This is a genomic window from Sabulibacter ruber (assembly GCF_017355955.1).
Classification (GTDB): Bacteria; Bacteroidota; Bacteroidia; order Cytophagales; family Hymenobacteraceae; genus Nibribacter; species Nibribacter ruber_A.
On record NZ_JAFFID010000001.1, the window covers coordinates 1,704,512 to 1,721,525 of the forward strand.

General features: G+C 50.6%; 15 protein-coding genes. 7 read left to right on the forward strand and 8 right to left on the reverse strand.

Translation table 11 applies throughout. From position 1 onward, the window contains the following. The first annotated feature begins 210 nt into the window (after window positions 1–210). From JT719_RS06945 to JT719_RS06960, 4 genes are all read left to right on the forward strand, one after another. Complete coding sequence (locus JT719_RS06945; RefSeq protein ID WP_207432005.1) at window positions 211–2,724, forward strand: TonB-dependent receptor; 2,514 nt, start codon at window positions 211–213, stop codon at window positions 2,722–2,724. A 181-nt stretch (window positions 2,725–2,905) separates the two neighbouring features. Beyond that, window positions 2,906–3,193, forward strand: coding sequence for a DUF1456 family protein (locus tag JT719_RS06950; RefSeq protein ID WP_207432007.1), 288 nt, complete (start codon window positions 2,906–2,908; stop codon window positions 3,191–3,193). 580 nt (window positions 3,194–3,773) lie between these two features. Then, window positions 3,774–4,154 (forward strand): BlaI/MecI/CopY family transcriptional regulator, encoded by a 381-nt coding sequence (locus JT719_RS06955; protein ID WP_207432009.1) that lies wholly within the window; start codon window positions 3,774–3,776, stop codon window positions 4,152–4,154. Then, entirely contained in the window at window positions 4,144–5,505 is a 1,362-nt protein-coding gene (locus JT719_RS06960) for a M56 family metallopeptidase (RefSeq protein ID WP_207432011.1), read from the forward strand. Before JT719_RS06955 ends, JT719_RS06960 begins: the two co-directional genes overlap by 11 nt. A 137-nt stretch (window positions 5,506–5,642) precedes the next feature. On the opposite strand, the gene JT719_RS06965 is transcribed toward JT719_RS06960, so the two are convergent. The 8 genes from JT719_RS06965 to ccoS form a co-directional block, all read right to left on the reverse strand. Then, window positions 5,643–6,521 (reverse strand): universal stress protein, encoded by an 879-nt coding sequence (locus JT719_RS06965; RefSeq protein ID WP_207432013.1) that lies wholly within the window; start codon window positions 6,519–6,521, stop codon window positions 5,643–5,645. A gap of 31 nt (window positions 6,522–6,552) precedes the next feature. Beyond that, on the reverse strand, window positions 6,553–7,257 hold the full coding sequence (locus tag JT719_RS06970) for a sulfite exporter TauE/SafE family protein (RefSeq protein ID WP_207432015.1): 705 nt from the start codon (window positions 7,255–7,257) through the stop codon (window positions 6,553–6,555). Between the two features lie 3 nt (window positions 7,258–7,260). After that, a complete protein-coding gene (locus JT719_RS06975; protein ID WP_207432017.1) occupies window positions 7,261–7,734 on the reverse strand; it encodes a FixH family protein in 474 nt (157 codons plus the stop codon). 347 nt (window positions 7,735–8,081) lie between these two features. Continuing rightward, window positions 8,082–9,482 (reverse strand): cytochrome c oxidase accessory protein CcoG, encoded by a 1,401-nt coding sequence (ccoG, locus tag JT719_RS06980; protein ID WP_207432019.1) that lies wholly within the window; start codon window positions 9,480–9,482, stop codon window positions 8,082–8,084. A 569-nt stretch (window positions 9,483–10,051) separates the two neighbouring features. Further along, window positions 10,052–11,263 (reverse strand): c-type cytochrome, encoded by a 1,212-nt coding sequence (locus tag JT719_RS06985; protein ID WP_207432021.1) that lies wholly within the window; start codon window positions 11,261–11,263, stop codon window positions 10,052–10,054. Continuing rightward, the gene (locus JT719_RS06990; RefSeq protein WP_207432022.1) at window positions 11,260–11,454 is read right to left on the reverse strand and encodes a hypothetical protein; all 195 of its coding nucleotides are present in this window, start codon (window positions 11,452–11,454) and stop codon (window positions 11,260–11,262) included. Before JT719_RS06990 ends, JT719_RS06985 begins: the two co-directional genes overlap by 4 nt. 243 nt (window positions 11,455–11,697) lie before the next feature. Further along, window positions 11,698–13,884: a cytochrome-c oxidase, cbb3-type subunit I gene (gene ccoN / locus JT719_RS06995; protein WP_207432023.1), complete on the reverse strand. Its 2,187-nt coding sequence runs from the start codon at window positions 13,882–13,884 to the stop codon at window positions 11,698–11,700. Continuing rightward, the gene (ccoS, locus tag JT719_RS07000) at window positions 13,874–14,080 is read right to left on the reverse strand and encodes a cbb3-type cytochrome oxidase assembly protein CcoS (RefSeq protein WP_207432024.1); all 207 of its coding nucleotides are present in this window, start codon (window positions 14,078–14,080) and stop codon (window positions 13,874–13,876) included. Before ccoS ends, ccoN begins: the two co-directional genes overlap by 11 nt. Before the next feature lie 422 nt (window positions 14,081–14,502). Here ccoS and JT719_RS07005 point away from each other — a divergent pair, with 422 nt between their 5' ends. The 3 genes from JT719_RS07005 (at window position 14,503) to JT719_RS07015 (ending at window position 16,964) form a co-directional block, all read left to right on the forward strand. Continuing rightward, window positions 14,503–15,054, forward strand: coding sequence for an REP-associated tyrosine transposase (locus JT719_RS07005; RefSeq protein WP_207432025.1), 552 nt, complete (start codon window positions 14,503–14,505; stop codon window positions 15,052–15,054). Between the two features lie 94 nt (window positions 15,055–15,148). After that, a complete protein-coding gene (locus tag JT719_RS07010) occupies window positions 15,149–16,273 on the forward strand; it encodes a hypothetical protein (RefSeq protein WP_207432026.1) in 1,125 nt (374 codons plus the stop codon). Between the two features lie 25 nt (window positions 16,274–16,298). After that, window positions 16,299–16,964, forward strand: coding sequence for a hypothetical protein (locus JT719_RS07015; protein WP_207432027.1), 666 nt, complete (start codon window positions 16,299–16,301; stop codon window positions 16,962–16,964). Window positions 16,965–17,014: the final 50 nt, after the last annotated feature.

Below are 17,014 nucleotides of genomic sequence, written 5' to 3' on the forward strand. Positions count from 1 at the left end.
GAAATGACTTGGTTTTAGACCTATTTTTGGAAAAAAGCCCCTGAAACGGAGTTTAACAGCTTGAAACTTCTTACAGAACGTTTTAAACCAACAGCGGCTGTTTCTGTCTAAGAACCAGCTACCCGGAGGCAGAGAGGAAGTTTGGTGCACAGGATTCTCCGCGGTAAGTCTTTACCTGCTTTTACCACCTTATTTGCCGTCCCAGTCTTTATGGCTAAACTGAACCTGCTTTCCCTCCGAAGCATCTTCGGGTATCTTTTGCTTCCTGCCTTGGCGCTCTCGCCATCGGGGCCTACTGTGGCCGCCACTTCCCTGGCGCACGTCTACCAGCAGACAGGTGGCGTTCCGGTTTCTGGGGTGGTGGTAGATGCCGTGACCAAACAACCCGTGGATTTCGCGACGGTAGCACTGCAAGACAAAGCCGGAAAGCCCGTCAACGGCACCTCCTGCGATGAGAAAGGCAAATTCACCTTCCCCAAAGTTTCCTCCGGCGAATACAACCTGGCTATCTCGTTTATCGGCTACAAAACCAAAATTCAGCCGGTAACGGTTGCCGCCGGTTCCGGGGCGGTGCAGTTGGGTCAGATCGTGCTGGAATCTGACAGCAAGGCGCTGGAGGAAGTAGTGGTGACCGGCGAGAAAAACCTGATCCAGGAAACCGATGACGGCATGGTCTACAACGCCGAGAACGACATCACCAACATTGGCGGCACCGCGGCCGATGTGCTCAAGAAAGTACCTTCTCTGGCCGTGGACATGGACGGCAACGTGGAGATGCGCGGCAGTACCAAGATCAAGATTTTGATCAACGGCAAACCCTCTACCATGCTCGCCGACAACCTGGCCGAGGCCCTGCAGCAGATTCCGGCGGATATGATCAAATCGGTGGAGGTGATCACCAATCCATCGGCGAAATACGAGGCAGAAGGCACGGCGGGCGTGGTGAACATTATCACCAAACAAAGCAGCATGGAGGGCATGACCGGCCAGGTGACCGCTTCCACCGGCAACCGCTCCAACAACCTCAACACCAACCTGAACATCCGGAAAAAGAAGCTGGGCGTAAGGGCCAGCGTGGGCGGCAACTTCAACGACCGTGTGGGCGATTCAGAATCAGATCAGGTGTATTTCCGGGAGGAGAACCTTATTCAGACGCCCACCAAGCTCATCCAGCAGAACAGCACCTATGAAAACAATGGCCAGTCTCTGTTCACGCAACTGGGCGGCGACTATGATTTCAACGAGCAGAACAACCTCAGCGCCAACCTCCGCCTGAACCTGTCCCGTAACCTGAGCGACCGCACGCTTACCACCAGCCAGTTTACGCCCTCCGGCGAGGAGCAAACGGCCAATTACCGCTTCCGGGACATTGACAACACCAACCGCGGGAACGGCTTTGAAACCAACCTGCACTACAAGAAACGGTTCAAACAGAAAGGTCAGGAGCTGGACGTGCTGGCTATTTTCAACTCCAATTGGCAGGAAAGCGACTACGCTCTGGTAGAAACCGATAAGGCGCCCACCGTCACCCGCCTGGAGCAGAGCGACAACCACAGCCAAACCCGCGAACTCACCTTCCAGGCCGATTATGCGCATCCATTCTCCAAACGGGGCAGTTTGGAAGGCGGAGTACGGGCAGTGTTGCGCAACTCGGGCAGCGACTATGATTTCCGGTATTCCCGGTCCGCCTCCGCCCCATTGACCGAGGACCCGGCCCGCTCCAACCTGTTCAACTATGACCAGGACGTGTATTCCTCTTACCTTTCCTACACTTTGCGGGTGGAGAAAGTCTATACCATAAGGGTAGGCGGCCGCTATGAATACACCAACGTCGCCGGCGATTTCAACACCAATAACGTGGCTACGCAGCTGGACAAGCCGTTTCACAACTTCATGCCCAACGTGATGCTGATGAAGGCTTTCAAGAACAACCAGCGCCTGCGGCTGAGCTATTCTACGCGCATCCAGCGGCCGGGCATCGGGCAACTGAACCCATACCGCAACGAGAGCAACCAGCTGAATATCCGCTACGGAAACCCCGACCTGGACGCCGAGCTCACCCACAACACCGAGCTGAACTACAGTTTGTACGTCAAGACCACCAGCCTGAATGCCTCGGTGTACTGGCGGCAAACCAACAATGACATTGCGCAGTACCAGTTCCCCATCAGAGAAAACAACGACACACTCAACACCACCTTCGGGAACCTGGGCGAAAACGCTACCTACGGTACCAATTTGTCGGTGAATACGCGGTTCAACCAGAAAGGGCAGATTGGCATGAACGTGAACCTTTTCTACAACGATCTAAACAGTTTTGTGGGCCGTACGCCCATCCACCGGGCTGGTTTCATGTACAATCTGAGCGGCAACGCCTCTTACCGGTTCGAGAATGATTTTAGCGTGCAGACCGCCGGTTCTTTCAACTCGCCCCGTTTGTCGTTGCAGAGCCGCAGCACGTACAACTACTCCTACAGCCTGGGCTTGCGCAAGGAGTTCTGGAAACGAAAAGGCGGCGTGAGTTTGAACGTGGAGAATTTCCTGTTCAGCAACAACACCATTAGAACCACCGTGAACAACGCCAACTCCAACAATTTTAACCAGAACAACAACTACAACCGCATTGTGCGGCTGAGTTTTAACTACCGTTTCGGAAAAATGGAGTTTAAACGGGACAAAGCGCTGGAGAAGCTAACCGGGGAAGGTGGTAAGAAAAGAGGCTAAGGAAGGCGAATGGGTTTCCCGTTTGATCCTCAAAAATCATCTGGATGCGGGAAGACAAGGCAGTGCCTGGTCTCTACGCTTCCTACCGGCCTCATAGTAGTTAGAATTTAGCCTGCAGGCATCGCTGCGTTGGTATTTGGTTTCGTATACGTATTTTCGTGCACCAATTAAATGATGAGCCATGACCAATAATGATATAATGAAGAAACTGCGCGTGGCGCTGCAACTGCGGGACGATGATATCATTGATATCCTGAAACTGGTGGACTTCAACGTAACCAAGAGTGAACTGGGAGCCATTTTCCGGAAGGAGGACCATCCTAACTACAAGCCTTGCGGCGACCAGTTGCTGCGTAATTTTCTTAACGGCCTGATTATCCACATGCGGGGCACTCCTGAGGAGAAGAAAGCCTCTGCCGCTCCCGCCCAGCCCAGAAAACCCGCCTCCTACCCACCGCGCAGAAAGTAGTCTAGTTTTTTTGCTACAGCCGTTTTGGCGTTGTTTTCCTGAAAGCAGCCCTGAAACGGCTTTTCTTTTTGCTCTCATCTAGACAGTAATCCTGCAGAATACTGTGTTTCGTAAAACTGCATTCCGTTATATGTTAACAGGGAAGCTGACTGACACAGCAAATACTGTTCGCTGACAAACCTCTTCCCTATCCGTTTTTCTTTAAGACAATCTATATTGACTTGAATCGGCTTCGCCAAACTTTCCATATTTCTTTCCAACTAGGGAAGCCTTTAACTCATATGACTTCTGATAAGGCACATCAGAACTTTGCCACTCATAATGGATTACGCTACTGAAAACGTGGGTAGTGCCGTAAAAAGCAATTCTGTTCTACTTCAACCTACAGAGCCTCAGCCTTAAACTGGGTCTTTGTTTTTGGAGCGGTTTCTGAAAAAGGACCTTAAATCACATTTATAATTCTGTCCAACAATCCATCCCTTTAACGGAGCAGGAGCAGATTTTTTTGGTTTACCTTAAATTTAAGTTGTATAACTAAAAATTAAGTTATACGTTTAAAACAGAAACATACAGTGTGTAAATGAAAGAGTTAACCAAAGCCGAAGAGCAGGTCATGCAGATCCTGTGGAGCCTGGGGAAAGGGTTTGTGAAAGATGTGATTGAACAGTTTCCCGAGCCTAAACCTATCTATAACTCCGTTTCCACCATCATCCGGATTCTGGAGAAGAAAGGGTTTGTGGGCTACACCGCTTACGGAAAAACGCACGAGTATTATCCGCTGGTTCAGAAGAGCGAGTATCAGCGGTTCTTCCTGAAGAACTTTGTAAGCGGCTACTTCGGAGGGTCTTTCAAGCGCATGGTTTCCTTCTTCGCGAAAGAGGAAGAACTAGACGTGAAAGAACTGGAGGAACTGGTGCAGTATGTAAAGGAGAAAACCCCCAAAGACGATCATGCAGAATAGCCTTGTTTCTTACCTGTTGGAGTCTTCGGTTTGCCTGTTGGCGTTCTACCTGCTTTACTTTCTTCTGCTGCGTAACGAGACGTGTTTCCGGTACAACCGCTTCTATTTACTGAGTGCCACGGTGGTGTCTTTTTTGCTTCCTTTTCTGGAATTAGCCTCGTTTCAGAAAGTAGTCGCCCTTCCGGTTACGGTGCCTTCTCTTACGCCTTATGTGGTAAATGCTGCAATAGAAGCGAGACCAGTCATAGACAATTCTCCCCTAAGTTGGGTCTCTGTTCTTTTGCTTCTGTATGGGACTGGAGTGGTTCTATTTTCTGTTCGGTTTACCAGGCAGTTGCTTCACCTGACCAAATTCATCCGGAAACATAAGGAACAGGCAGAAATAAAGCATGGCATTACCGTGATCCCTACCCACGGAGAATGGCCCACCTTTTCTTTCTTCCGGTATCTCTTCTGGGACAATTCACACCCTCTCACCCAGGAGGAACAAGAGCGTATTTTGCAACATGAACGGGTGCACATAAAACAGCGACACAGTTTTGACCTGATATACCTGGAGATTATGGCCATTGTATTTTGGTTTAACCCACTCCTCCGCCTATACAGAAAGGCCCTCATGGCCACCCATGAGTTTCTAGCCGATGCGCACGTCATCCAGACCGAGGATAAAACCGCCTATGGGTTGCTTTTAGCTAAACAGGTCCTGCAGAAGAACAACTTTGCTTTAGGCCATTACTTCAATAAATCTCTCACTCTAAAACGTCTCAAAATGATTCACCAAACTCAGAGTAGCCCGTCAAAAGTGAAACAAGCCTTAGCCTTCCCGCTGCTGGGCCTGCTGGCACTTTCCCTGTCCTCTAACCAGCTTCCGTTGAAAGAACTGAACAAGGCATCCTCTTCGGTAGAGCGTGGCCAGACAAAGGCCCATACGCAAACAACCATGGCCCCTCAGTATCCGGGCGGAGAGAAGGAGTTGTTGAAGTTCATTGGCCAGACCTTCCGGATTCCCCAGGAAGCCTCCAAAAACAACTATTACGGAGGAGTGTTTATTCAAGCTACTATTGCGAAAGACGGAACCCCCGGCGACTTTAAGGTTCTGAAGGGCAGCCACGCTTTATTGGAGAACGAAGCGCTGAGAGTGATTCAGAAAATGCCCAAATGGGAACCCAGCGGAACTTCTGCCACCTACATATTCCCTTTCTCGGTAGTCATTGATGGCTTCAAGAATGACAGGCAAGTCATCAATCAAAAGTTTGAACAGGCACTAGCCCAGGTCTCCTCCCAAGCCACCGCAAAATCCATTAAAGTGACGGCTCCCGTAGTGTTGGTGGGCTACGGCCCTGCAGAGTAAATGAAGCTGTGTAAGAGTTATTAAATACGATGAACTGAATATAGAAAAGGCGCCAGAGTTTATTCTGGCGCCTTTTCTTTTCAAGTCAATTTCATAAAAACAGGCGATAAACGTCCTGCTTCGGCCAGGTTTAAACTTTATATTTCAAGAGAAGAAACGGCTTTCTGCGCGGGCTCATGCCCGTTGCAGTGGGTGCATCCGCCGGAGCAGGGCGTAGTGCGGGCCTGGTACAGGTTCAGCAGCGGCGTATGCAGGTGGTAGGCGCTGGTTTTGCGGTAACGGCCAGAAAAGTACTCGTGCAACAGGTGCGTGTCACGGGTGGCCAGCACGAAGAGATCGGGGGTGTACAGCTCCGAGAAATCGTTGAGGCCCTCCAGCAGGTCTTCTTCCTCCTGACAAACGATAGACACGTTGGGGTAAGAAAGTTCGCTTTGCAGCTTAGAAGCCGCTTTCTGGTATTGGCACAGCTCCAGGCCGCCCACGTTGCCATGCAGGTGCAACAGGGTTAAATGCGCCGAGAATTGCCGGGCCAGTTTCTGCACTTTCTCCAAAACCCGGGCATCGGTATCGGTAACGTTCAGGCTGAACACAATTTCTTTCAGGGGCTGGAAAACGGCTTCACGAGGCACCAGCAACACCGGACAAGTCGCAAAACCAGCCAGTGATACTACCTCCTGCGAACCGATGTTCTCCAGCAGCATCTCGGGGCTGGCCACCAGTAAATTCACGTTGTGGTTTTCTACCACCGAGGGTAGGTTCTCGCGCAGATTGCCCGCCCGCACCACACAAAAGCGGATGATAGTCTTACCAGAAGCAGGCATGTACCTGTCTGTGTACGAGCGCAGCCGCGACATCAGATGGCTCTGGAAAGTGGGCGTAAGCTGCGAATCTCCGGCACAATGCAAAAGCACCATATCGGCTTTCAGGTAAGTGGCCAGGTGGCTGGCGTACCGAAGGGCCGCTACGCAACCATCGGTGAAGTTGAAAGGCAGCAGGATTCTGGGTGTTGGTGTCATGGTTTTGTATGGTTTTGGAGAAAAGATCTGGTTAAGGCACATGGCAAACGGGAGCCTCCTGGGTGGCAGAGACGAGTTTGGGACTGAGGTACGGTACGCCCAGGTTGAGTCCCCGCAGGATGAACAGCACCGCCAGGCAAGCCGCCACGTACGGAACGGCCTGGCGCATGAGTGCCCGCCACTTAGGCTGAATCAGCCTCCCGGACAAAGACACCAGCCACATCAGCGGGAGCGTTCCCAGCCCAAACATGGCCATGTACAGCACGGCCCCACCTACGCCCGGCGCGCTCACCGCCCCGGCCAAGGCGAAATACACCATGCCGCAGGGTAACAGGCCGTTCAACACGCCAATGGTAAAAAGCGCTTTGGGCGAAGCACTCATAAATTGTTTGCCAATGGTTTTCCGGAGGAAGTTCCACCAACGGTCGGTGCCCAGCCAGCGGCCGACGTTTCCGGGGTGTATTTTAGGAAGTAGCACCAAAGCGAGCATGAGCACACCCGAGGCGATGGAGATGGTCTGTTGCCAACCGGCCAGCTGCAGCGTGCGGCCCAGCAGTCCGGCTACTAAGCCCAGGGTGGTGTAAGTTGTGATGCGGCCCAGGTTGTACAGGAGCCGGCCTCCCGCAAAGGAAACGCCGGAACCCCTGCCAACTGGTAGCGCCATGGCAATGGGGCCGCACATCCCCACGCAATGGAAACTACTGATAAAGCCTATGATTGCGCCTGCCCACCACATGGTTTACAGCGTAATGTCCTGCACGTGATAGTATTCCTTCTCCCCTACTTTCCCGATGAGCTGTACTCGCCACAAACCTTTCTTCAAGGCGGCGGTATTCAGAAGCTGCATGGCCTCGGTGTTCAGGTCCAGCGGCAACACCACATCCAGTTTCTCATCAGAAGGGCGGAACAGATGCACGGTGCCTTTCGCCTTGGCTAATTCCGCCGGGAACTGGATCACCAGTTGCTCTGCCGCCGGTACCGCCATGATGTTGATGGGCTGCTTCAGTTCCTGGGTCTGCGCCTGCTGCTTCATGCGCTGGCTGTAGACCAATTCCTCGGCGTAGTAATCTTTGCTCACCAGGTTCACATCGCTCTGCATAGCACCGTACACCATGAAGCCAATGTACCCGCCAAACAAAACAAAGGCAGTAATGATGAGGTAAGGCAACAGCGAACGTTGCGGGGTTGGGGCGGAAGTGGTATGAGTAGACATATTGGTTCTGGTTATAAGTTCTTTGCTGTTAGTGGGAGAAATAGCCCTATACTTGCTTATTTTTCTCTAGTGTTTTCCTCTGGCGCGAGTCTCCTGACTCGTGCCTACTGATGGAAGGTAGTCTCCAGACCACCCTCGCTGCCCGCAGCGACCTGACGCATTGCTGAGCAAGTATTTCTGTTTTGGGTTGAGGTTTCCGGCGAGTCTGGAGACTCGCTTCATCCCAAGTCACGAGACCGGAGTCTCGCGCCAGAAGATTAGTTATAAGCTTTATGGAGATAATGTGAGGTGAAGCAAAATCTGCATCCTTCCCCATTCACTCCTTCACTCAATCTCTCAATCACTCATTAATTCCCCGGTCCCAGGAACTTGGTGGTCTCGGTGGCGATGAGTTTGTCACCGCTGTAGACACCGATTTCAATTTGGGAGCTGGCTGTTTTGAGGTCGCTTTTCGGAATTTCGGCGAAAAAGACGCCTTCGGTTAAGCCTTGTTTGGGCAGCACCAGTTCGTTGCGCACCACTTTGATGGTTCCTTTGTTGGACAGCAGTTTGAGCGTGACGGGCAGTTCTTCATCGGTTTTGTTGATGAGCGTGATGTTGTAGAGGTTGGTCACGGTGCCTTTGTCGGTTTGCTGGTAAAGCATGCCCGGCGTGCGCAGGATGGTGGCGTCAATGTTGCTGCGGGTGATGAGCAATGTGGCAAAAGCGCCTATCAACACGACCAGCACGAAGGTGTAAGACTTCATGCGGGTGGTGAAGCGCCAGGGCTTTTTCTCCGCGATGCTTTCCTCGGTGGCAATCCGGATGAGCCCCTGTGGTTTGTTCACCAGATCCATAATGGAGTTACAGATGTCAATGCAGGCGGTGCAGTTGATACACTCCATCTGCTGGGCGCCGTTCCGGATATCGATTCCGGTAGGGCACACCTGCACGCATTGGTGGCAGTCAATGCAATCGCCCTCGGTGCGGACCTGGTTTTTGCGGAGTTTGCCTCTCGGCTCGCCGCGCTCATAGTCATAGGCCACGGTGAGCGACTGCTTGTCCAGCATCACGCCCTGCAAACGGCCGTACGGACACACAATGGTACACACCTGCTCCCTGAACCGCGCGAACACGCCGTAGAAGACACCCGTGAAGAGCACCAGCGAGAACAGCCCGCCCGTGTGGGCCGCAGGACCATCGGTGACAATTTTCTGCAGTTCTTCTACGCCAATGATGTAGGCCAGAAACGTGTTGGCGATCACGAAAGAGACGGCCACAAACAAGGTGTGCTTGGCGGTTTTCTTCCAGATTTTCTCGGTGGTCCAAGGGGCTTTGTCCAGGGCTTTCTGCTTGGGCGCATCGCCTTCTATCCAGTACTCAATGCGCCGAAACACCATCTCCATGAAAATGGTCTGCGGACATACCCAACCGCACCACACCCGCCCGTACACCACCGTGAACAAGATGATGAAGAGGATGAACGCCATGAACCCGATGAGCAGAATAAAGAAATCCTGGGGCCAGAAAATCATCCCGAAGAAGATGAACTTGCGCTCCGGGATGTTGAACAGCAGCATAGGAAGCCCGTTCACTTTCATAAACGGACCCGAGAAAAGAAGCGTCAGGAGCGCGTAGCTCACGTATTTGCGGTACTGGTACAGTTTTCCGCTGGGCTTTTTAGGGTACAGCCACACCCGTTTCCCGTCTTTGTCAACGGTGGAGATGGTGTCTCGGAAGGTTTCTGGCTCGGTTAACAGTGTACTCATGGTCTCTTACCGGTTGTGCGCCCGGCAGCGAGAGGGGGTTAACTTTACAATGTGCTTCCGCTGGGTTGTTTCCCCTTCTAAAGCACATTGTAAAATTACCGGGGTGGGCTGCCGTTTCCCATTTCACCCGTCATTGGGGAAAATGATCTTCGTCATCTTTTGCCTGCAAGGCGGCGTTTTGAGGTTGTTTTTGGAAAAAGACCTTTAAAACAGATTAATGAGAAGAGTTATCGGTGAAGACACTCTGTCTTTTGTTTGGTATACCAGATAAGTGTAGCGGCGTTACACTGTAACGCCGTGTTGCAATGGAACTGGAACGCCAACTCAAAATAGGCTTACCTACACTGCCAGGGCAAACGTTGCAATTGTGGTTTTCTGAGTCTTAGACTTTACCGCTGCGTAGCACCACGGCGTTACAGTGTAACGCCGCTACAAACCAGACATCTCAACTGGTGAATGGGCGGCACAGGCTGATGACGGTATGATTGATTATGCCAGAAACGCAAAAGCCTCTACCGTATTCGGTAGAGGCTTCTTTTCAATCTAGTTAATAAAGGGTGTAAAGTACTCTATTTCTTAGGAACGTATTTCTCTCCTTGCGGAGCTTTGGCATTGGCGGGTTTGCTGCCCTGGATGCTCAGGATGTAGCTGGACACTTCCAGGATCTGATCATCACTCAGCTTTTTCTGCCAGGCCACCATGCCTTTGCTGGTCACACCGTATTTGATGGTCTTGTAGATGTCGTTCACATCTCCGCCGTGTAGCCAGAATTCATCGGTGAGGTTAGGGCCCACTACCCCTTGGCCTTCGGCACCGTGACAGGCGGCGCAGTTCTGTACGAAGGCGGCTTTCCCGGCTTCAAGTTTAGGAGCTTCGGTGAGTGGTTTGAAGTTGGTGACTTCATTCACGTTGCCTTCGCTGCCACCAGATGGGTTCAACAGGGCGGCTTGCTGGATTTCGGCCTCGTACTCGGCAATCTGCAGGGTACCGCTCTGGAACACGTGGTAGTGCAGCAGGTAGGCCACGCCAAACACGATGGTCACATAGAAAGTGTATTTCCACCATGGGGGCAGGTCGTTGTCAAACTCAAAGATGCCATCGTAGGTGTGGTCTTCCATGAGAATGTCTTTATGGGTACCCGTGATGGTAGAGGTATCGCCGCGCAGCAGGGCAATGAACCGGGCCATGGCAGTATTGCGCAGGGCAGGCTTGTCGCACACCTGGCTTAGAATTGGCAGCGCCTGCACCAGAATCACAAACAGGAACCCAAACACCAGCAGCAACAGGAAGCTAATGATTACCACCAACACCTGGGTAAGCGGCGGCAGGGCTTTCCAGCTGAACGAAGCAGCGGCTGGAGCGGCTTCCGCGCCTTTGTTCCCGTCGGCGGGAGCAGATTCTTCTACTTTGGCCTCGGCTGGTTTATCGCTTTCTTCTTTGACGTAGGCAATCACGTCTTTGATGTCACCGTCTGAAAGCGTGCCTTCAAAGCTGGTCATCTGCACCTTCCCGAACTTCTCAAACACCTCAACCGCCTGCTTGTCGCCGCTGGCGATGACTTTGGTGGAGTTCTTCACGAAGTTGGTGATCCATTTCTCGTCGCGGCGTTTGTGCACATCTTTGAGGGCCGGGCCTACTACCTGCTCCTGCACGGCGTGGCAGGCGGCACAATTGGCATCAAAAACGGCTTTGCCTTTTACGGCGTCCTGCGCCTGGGCAGGCAGGGTCATGGCTCCGGCCAGGAACAGCGCAGAGGCAAAATAGGGTATCAATCGTTTCATGACCGTAGGTCTAATGGGTGGTCGAATCCGTTTTCGTTTTGCAGGGGCATGGCTTTCATGCTCTGGATATGTTCTTTCTTCACCACTACCACGTAGGCGATCAGGCCCAGGAAGAAAGCGAAGAAGATGAGGAACGAGATGATTGGGTAAATCTCGATTCCGTCAATGGACTGTAAAACGTTCTTGTACATGGCTTTTATGCGTTGTTGAATCGGGGTTCTGGCGGTACCTCCTTTTTGTCATTCTGGAAGAATCTTGGTGACGAACGGCAGATGCATTTTTGATTTGTATTTACCGTTTGTCTCCAAGACCCTTTCAGGGTGACAATGAAAAAGAAGTTGGAAAGTGAGGGAGCGTTTAGGGCTTGTTTTAGGGAAAACGGGCTAAAAACAGCTCCCTTCTTTCATTTGGCCATCAGCCGATCAAGGCTTTCGTTATTTCTCTTCTTTCACTTTAATGTCGGTGCCCAGGCGTTGCAGGTAGGCAATAAGGGCCACAATCTCTTTCTCTGGTTTCACCTCTATGTTCTCTTTTTTGAGCTCGGCGGTGATTTCGCGGGCCTGGCGCATCAGGTCTTCGTTGGCTTTCTCGGCGTAGCCGGGCTCGTACGGAGTTCCTAAGCTGGCCAGAGTCTCAATCTTAGCTTTGGTGTCTGAGGTGTCCAGGTCTTTTTCCAGCAACCAGGGGTACGCCGGCATGATAGAACCCGGAGACATAGAGGTGGGATCCAGCATGTGGTGGTAGTGCCAGCTATGCGGGTACTTCCCTCCTACCCGGTGCAAATCCGGACCGGTACGTTTAGAGCCCCACAGGAACGGACGGTCATACACAAACTCGCCGGCTTTGGAGTACTCCCCGTAGCGCTCGGTCTCTGAGCGGAACGGACGCACCATCTGAGAGTGACAGTTCACGCAGCCTTCTTTGATGTAGACATCGCGGCCCTGCAACTCAAGGGCAGTGTAAGGTTTCACGCTCTCAATGGTAGGCACGTTAGATTCTACCAGGAACGTGGGGATCATCTCCACCAGACCACCAATCAAGATGGCGATGGTGGCGAACACGGCCATTTGAACCGGACGGCGCTCGATCAGTCGGTGCCAGTGGCCACCCGCGTGCTCGCCGCCGGCAGTGATTTTAGCAGCAGGCATCAACGGTACCGCCTGGGCTTCTTCGTTGGCTAAGAGAGAACCGCTTTTCACGGTTTTCACTACGTTGTAGATCATCAGGAACACTCCGCCTAAGTAGAGCACCCCGCCAATGCCGCGCAGGTAGTACATAGGCACAATCTGCAGCACGGTCTCCAGGAAGTTAGAGTACTGGAGCATGCCCTCGTTGTTGAACTGCTTCCACATGAGGCCTTGGGTGAACCCAGCCCAATACATAGGCACAGCATAGAACAGGATACCCAGCGTGCCTAACCAGAAATGCCAGTTGGCCAGTTTTTTAGAGTACAGCTCGGTGCGGAAGATGCGGGGCAACAACCAGTACAGGATACCGAAGGTCAGGAAACCGTTCCAGCCCAGGGCACCTACGTGTACGTGGGCTACTATCCAGTCAGTGTAGTGGGCAATGGCGTTCACGTTTTTCAGGGACAGCATAGGGCCCTCAAAGGTGGCCATCCCGTAGGCCGTGATGGCTACTACCATGAATTTCAGCACCGGCTCCGTGCGTACTTTATCCCAGGCCCCGCGCAAAGTCAGAAGACCATTGATCATCCCGCCCCAGCTGGGGGCAATCAGCATCACAGAGAACACCACGCCCAATGATTGCGCCCAGTCTGGCAGAGCGGTGTACAGCAAGTGGTGAGGACCAGCCCAGATGTAGATAAAGATCAAAGACCAGAAGTGGATGATAGACAAGCGGTAAGAGTATACCGGGCGGTTCGCGGCTTTGGGCAGAAAGTAGTACATCATGCCCAGGTAAGGCGTAGTTAAGAAGAACGCCACTGCGTTGTGGCCATACCACCACTGCACCAGCGCATCCTGCACCCCGGCGTAGCCAGAGTAGCTTTTAAAGAACGTTACCGGAATCTCATAGGAGTTTACCAGGTGCAGCACGGCCACTGTCAAAAACGTTGCGATGTAGAACCAGATGCCCACGTACATGTGGCGCTCGCGGCGTTTGATGATGGTCCCGAACATGTTCCAGCCGAACACCACCCAGATCAAGGTAATGGCAATGTCAATGGGCCACTCCAGCTCGGCGTACTCTTTAGAGGTAGTCAGACCCAACGGGAGGGTAATCACCGCCGATAAGATCACCAACTGCCAGCCCCAGAAGTGGATTTTACTCAAGACATCTGAGTACATTCTGGTTTTGCAAAGGCGCTGCAAAGAGTAGTACACGCCCATGAAGATCCCGTTGCCCACAAAGGCGAAGATCACGGCGTTGGTATGCAGGGGCCGTACCCGCCCAAAGGTGGTATACTCGGTGTCCATGTTGAGCTCGGGGCGCGCCAACTGAAACGCGATGATCACCCCGATGAGCATTCCGGCTACGCCCCAGAACAGGGTGGCATAGGCGAAATCGCGGACAATCTTGTTGTCATAGTAGAATGTTTCTACGGTGCGGACGCTGGATTTAAGCGCCTCGCCCGGAGCTTTTAGAACCTCAGCTAACATGTGCGGTGTCCTCCATTGGTTTAGTAGAAATTGAAGTAATGGTCTGTTTTTTGGTGAGTTCGTTGTCAAAGAGAATGCGCACGGAGGGTGTGTAGTCGTCCTCGTACTGGCCGGACCGCACCGCCCACAGGAACGCCCCCAGAAACAGGATGGCCACCAGAAGACTGATGCAGATTAAAAGAAAGATGATGTTCATGGCGCTGCCGGTTTTTCTCTCCTGAAACAGGCGGCAGCGGTAGAGTAGTGAAGTTGGCTCCCTCGGCGCTTACCTGGCCCTTTCAGTTGTTACAAAGGTCCGGGAAAGGTTGCGCGGAAAAGATGACGTGCGTCAGTTTAGGGGGTGATTGATGTCAGAGGGGGTATTTGGAGATTGAGATGGGCAAAAGGCACGGAAGTAAATCCGCGCCATAGCTTGTCAAGAGGGGTTTGATTTAGATGTGCAAAAGGCACGGAAGTAACTTCCGCGCCATAGCTTGAATATTAACAACTTAGGCTTTAGACCTATTTTATGAAAAACTACATTAGCCCACAATGGCGCGGAAGTCACTTCCGTGCCTTACCTCCTTCTTTCCCGTAAAATAGCAGCACCGCAAGACCAAACCACGCCTCCTTTAACTAATGAGTGAGAAATATAAAGTCCGCGATCAGGAGAAAGTTTACTTTATCACGTTTGCCGTGGTTGGCTGGGCAGATGTATTCACCCGGCGGGAATACAAAGACATTGTAGTAGAGAGCCTACAGTACTGCCAGCTAAAGAAAGGGCTTCAAATCTATGCCTGGTGCATTATGTCTAATCACCTTCATCTTGCTTTAAGTACAGAAGGCACTATTACTTTATCAGACATCATCCGGGATTTCAAGAAGTACACTTCTGTTGCTTTATTGAGGGCAATCCAGGAAAATATACAGGAGAGCAGAAAAGAGTGGCTGCTTCACTTGTTCAAAACAGCGGCAGAAGGAAGCAGTAAACATCAAAAATTCCAGTTCTGGCAGAACCAGTACCACCCTGTAGAACTCAGCAGCAATGAGAAACAACAACGCTGCCTGGACTACATCCATCACAACCCAGTAGAAGCAGGTTTGGTCAGAGAAGCCGCAGATTACATCTATTGCAGCGCGATTGATTATGCCGGAGGAACAGGGCTTTTGAAAATTAACTTCATGGAGTAACCCATTAGGCACGGAAGTAAATCCGCGCCATAGAGGATATATTTTTACTACTTTAATGCAAAAGTAGATTTACTAATAACTTTTAATCATAGCTATGAATGGTGATGTGTATATACTCGGTGCAGGAGCATCTTTTGAATCGGGCGCTCCTTTAATGAATAACTTTTTAGATGTTGCTGAAGATTTGCTTCGCAAAGAGGCTTTTGAGGATGATGATTCAGAAAAAATACAGTTAGTGTTTGATCTAATAAGCGAACTGCAAATTGTCCATTCAAAAGCACAGTTAGACCTAAACAATATAGAATCTCTTTTTGGAGCAATAGAAATGGGAATAATACTTGGTAGATTAACATCTAAATCCCAAGATATAGTTAAGTATAAAGAAGCGTTAACAACTCTAATTTCAAAAACATTGATAAAATCAATGCTTTTCCCTTTCATTATAAAGCCTGGCTATGTGCATCATCCAACTTTCAAATCATCCGATAGCTACAATCATTTCACCCAACTACTTAAGAACGAAAAGAACCAAAAACCTTCAGTTCTGACTTTTAACTATGATTTGGGCTTAGAACTAGGCTTTCATTATAATGATGTTAAAATCAACTACAGATTAGATGATGACACCTCAGGTCTGAATCTTTTGAAGCTACATGGCTCCATAAATTGGTACACTAATGCAAGTACTCTTAAAGGGAAAATCAAATATTTATCAGTAGAAGATGTAAACAACTGGATTAGAAATGATTATTCGAGAAACAGATATATAGAAAGGAACAGGTATACCTTTGATATTGACAAATATTTAAATTTATCAGGAGCAAACGAACAACAGGATATAGAGGCTGTAATTATTCCTCCTACTTGGAATAAAACCGAATACCAAGGCCAACTTACTAGAGTATGGGAAGCCGCTGCTGATGAATTAAGTAAAGCTCAGAACATTTACATACTGGGGTATTCTCTCCCAGAAAGTGATTCATTTTTCAGGTATTTATTTGCTTTAGGAACAATTAGCAAAAACAGAATTCGAAATATTGTTGTCTATAATCCTGAAAGCTCTGGCGACACAGAAGCTCGTTTCAGACGATTATTCGGCTTATCCACCGAAAGTAGGTTTCAGTACAAACCACTCAAGTTCTCTGAAGCAATCCAAGATATTGCAAGAAGTAAAGGCATTGAAATCACAAACAATAGTCCTAAAGTTTGGACAGTATGATTCAAGCAAATATATATCTTAAACTTTGATGGGATCTTATAAGATACAATCCCGCCCCCTACTCAACTCCAAAACCGTTTTCTTTATCACGCTTCTGGTACTGGCCTTAACCATAGTGGGCGTTTATGCTTTTGGCTTAGGCCGGCACCATACCTTCTTTCAAAATTCACTGCTCTCCACTACCCTGCTGTCAATTGCATTTTTTGGGTTTGTAAGCATTGGGTTATACCGGGGTGTGAAACTCAGAGATACGCTTGGCAATGTTGCAGATAGGTTTAGTTTAAGGAGGGGTAAAGGAGAAGATCGCAGCAGTTTGCTGAACCTGGCAGACGCGCTTCCTTCCTTTTCCAAAGGCGGTTCCTCCGGTTCTTCAGGCAGCAGTTTCGATTTTGACTTTGATGATGGGGAGGGTTGCCTGGCGGTGTTGGTGGGTATTCTGCTCTGGATTGTTACCGCCGTTGTTCTATCGGTGGTGCTATGGTTATTTGGGGAGGTGTTGGTTGTAGCCGTTGGCATGTTCATGGCCATGCTCTATTGGGTCTTCTTCCGGGCGTTGCGGTTGGTGTTCCGGCATTCGCGCCAAACCAAAGGCCGGCTTGTTCCAAGTTTGGGCTACGGACTGCTTTACACGTTTCTTTACAACAGCTGGATTTACGGCATTTTTGTGTTGGTAGAGTATCTGCGAGGGTAAAACAATTTGGGGCCGTTTTCTCAAAAACGGCCCCAAACAGATATAGTAAA

Coding starts and splice junctions, on each gene's coding strand:
- JT719_RS06945 (WP_207432005.1), top strand. CDS start 211: ATGGCTAAACTGAACCTGCTTTCCCTCCGAAGCATCTTCGGGTATCTT.
- JT719_RS06950 (WP_207432007.1), top strand. CDS start 2,906: ATGACCAATAATGATATAATGAAGAAACTGCGCGTGGCGCTGCAACTG.
- JT719_RS06955 (WP_207432009.1), top strand. CDS start 3,774: ATGAAAGAGTTAACCAAAGCCGAAGAGCAGGTCATGCAGATCCTGTGG.
- JT719_RS06960 (WP_207432011.1), top strand. CDS start 4,144: ATGCAGAATAGCCTTGTTTCTTACCTGTTGGAGTCTTCGGTTTGCCTG.
- JT719_RS06965 (WP_207432013.1), bottom strand. CDS start 6,521: ATGACACCAACACCCAGAATCCTGCTGCCTTTCAACTTCACCGATGGT.
- JT719_RS06970 (WP_207432015.1), bottom strand. CDS start 7,257: ATGTGGTGGGCAGGCGCAATCATAGGCTTTATCAGTAGTTTCCATTGC.
- JT719_RS06975 (WP_207432017.1), bottom strand. CDS start 7,734: ATGTCTACTCATACCACTTCCGCCCCAACCCCGCAACGTTCGCTGTTG.
- ccoG (WP_207432019.1), bottom strand. CDS start 9,482: ATGAGTACACTGTTAACCGAGCCAGAAACCTTCCGAGACACCATCTCC.
- JT719_RS06985 (WP_207432021.1), bottom strand. CDS start 11,263: ATGAAACGATTGATACCCTATTTTGCCTCTGCGCTGTTCCTGGCCGGA.
- JT719_RS06990 (WP_207432022.1), bottom strand. CDS start 11,454: ATGTACAAGAACGTTTTACAGTCCATTGACGGAATCGAGATTTACCCA.
- ccoN (WP_207432023.1), bottom strand. CDS start 13,884: ATGTTAGCTGAGGTTCTAAAAGCTCCGGGCGAGGCGCTTAAATCCAGC.
- ccoS (WP_207432024.1), bottom strand. CDS start 14,080: ATGAACATCATCTTTCTTTTAATCTGCATCAGTCTTCTGGTGGCCATC.
- JT719_RS07005 (WP_207432025.1), top strand. CDS start 14,503: ATGAGTGAGAAATATAAAGTCCGCGATCAGGAGAAAGTTTACTTTATC.
- JT719_RS07010 (WP_207432026.1), top strand. CDS start 15,149: ATGAATGGTGATGTGTATATACTCGGTGCAGGAGCATCTTTTGAATCG.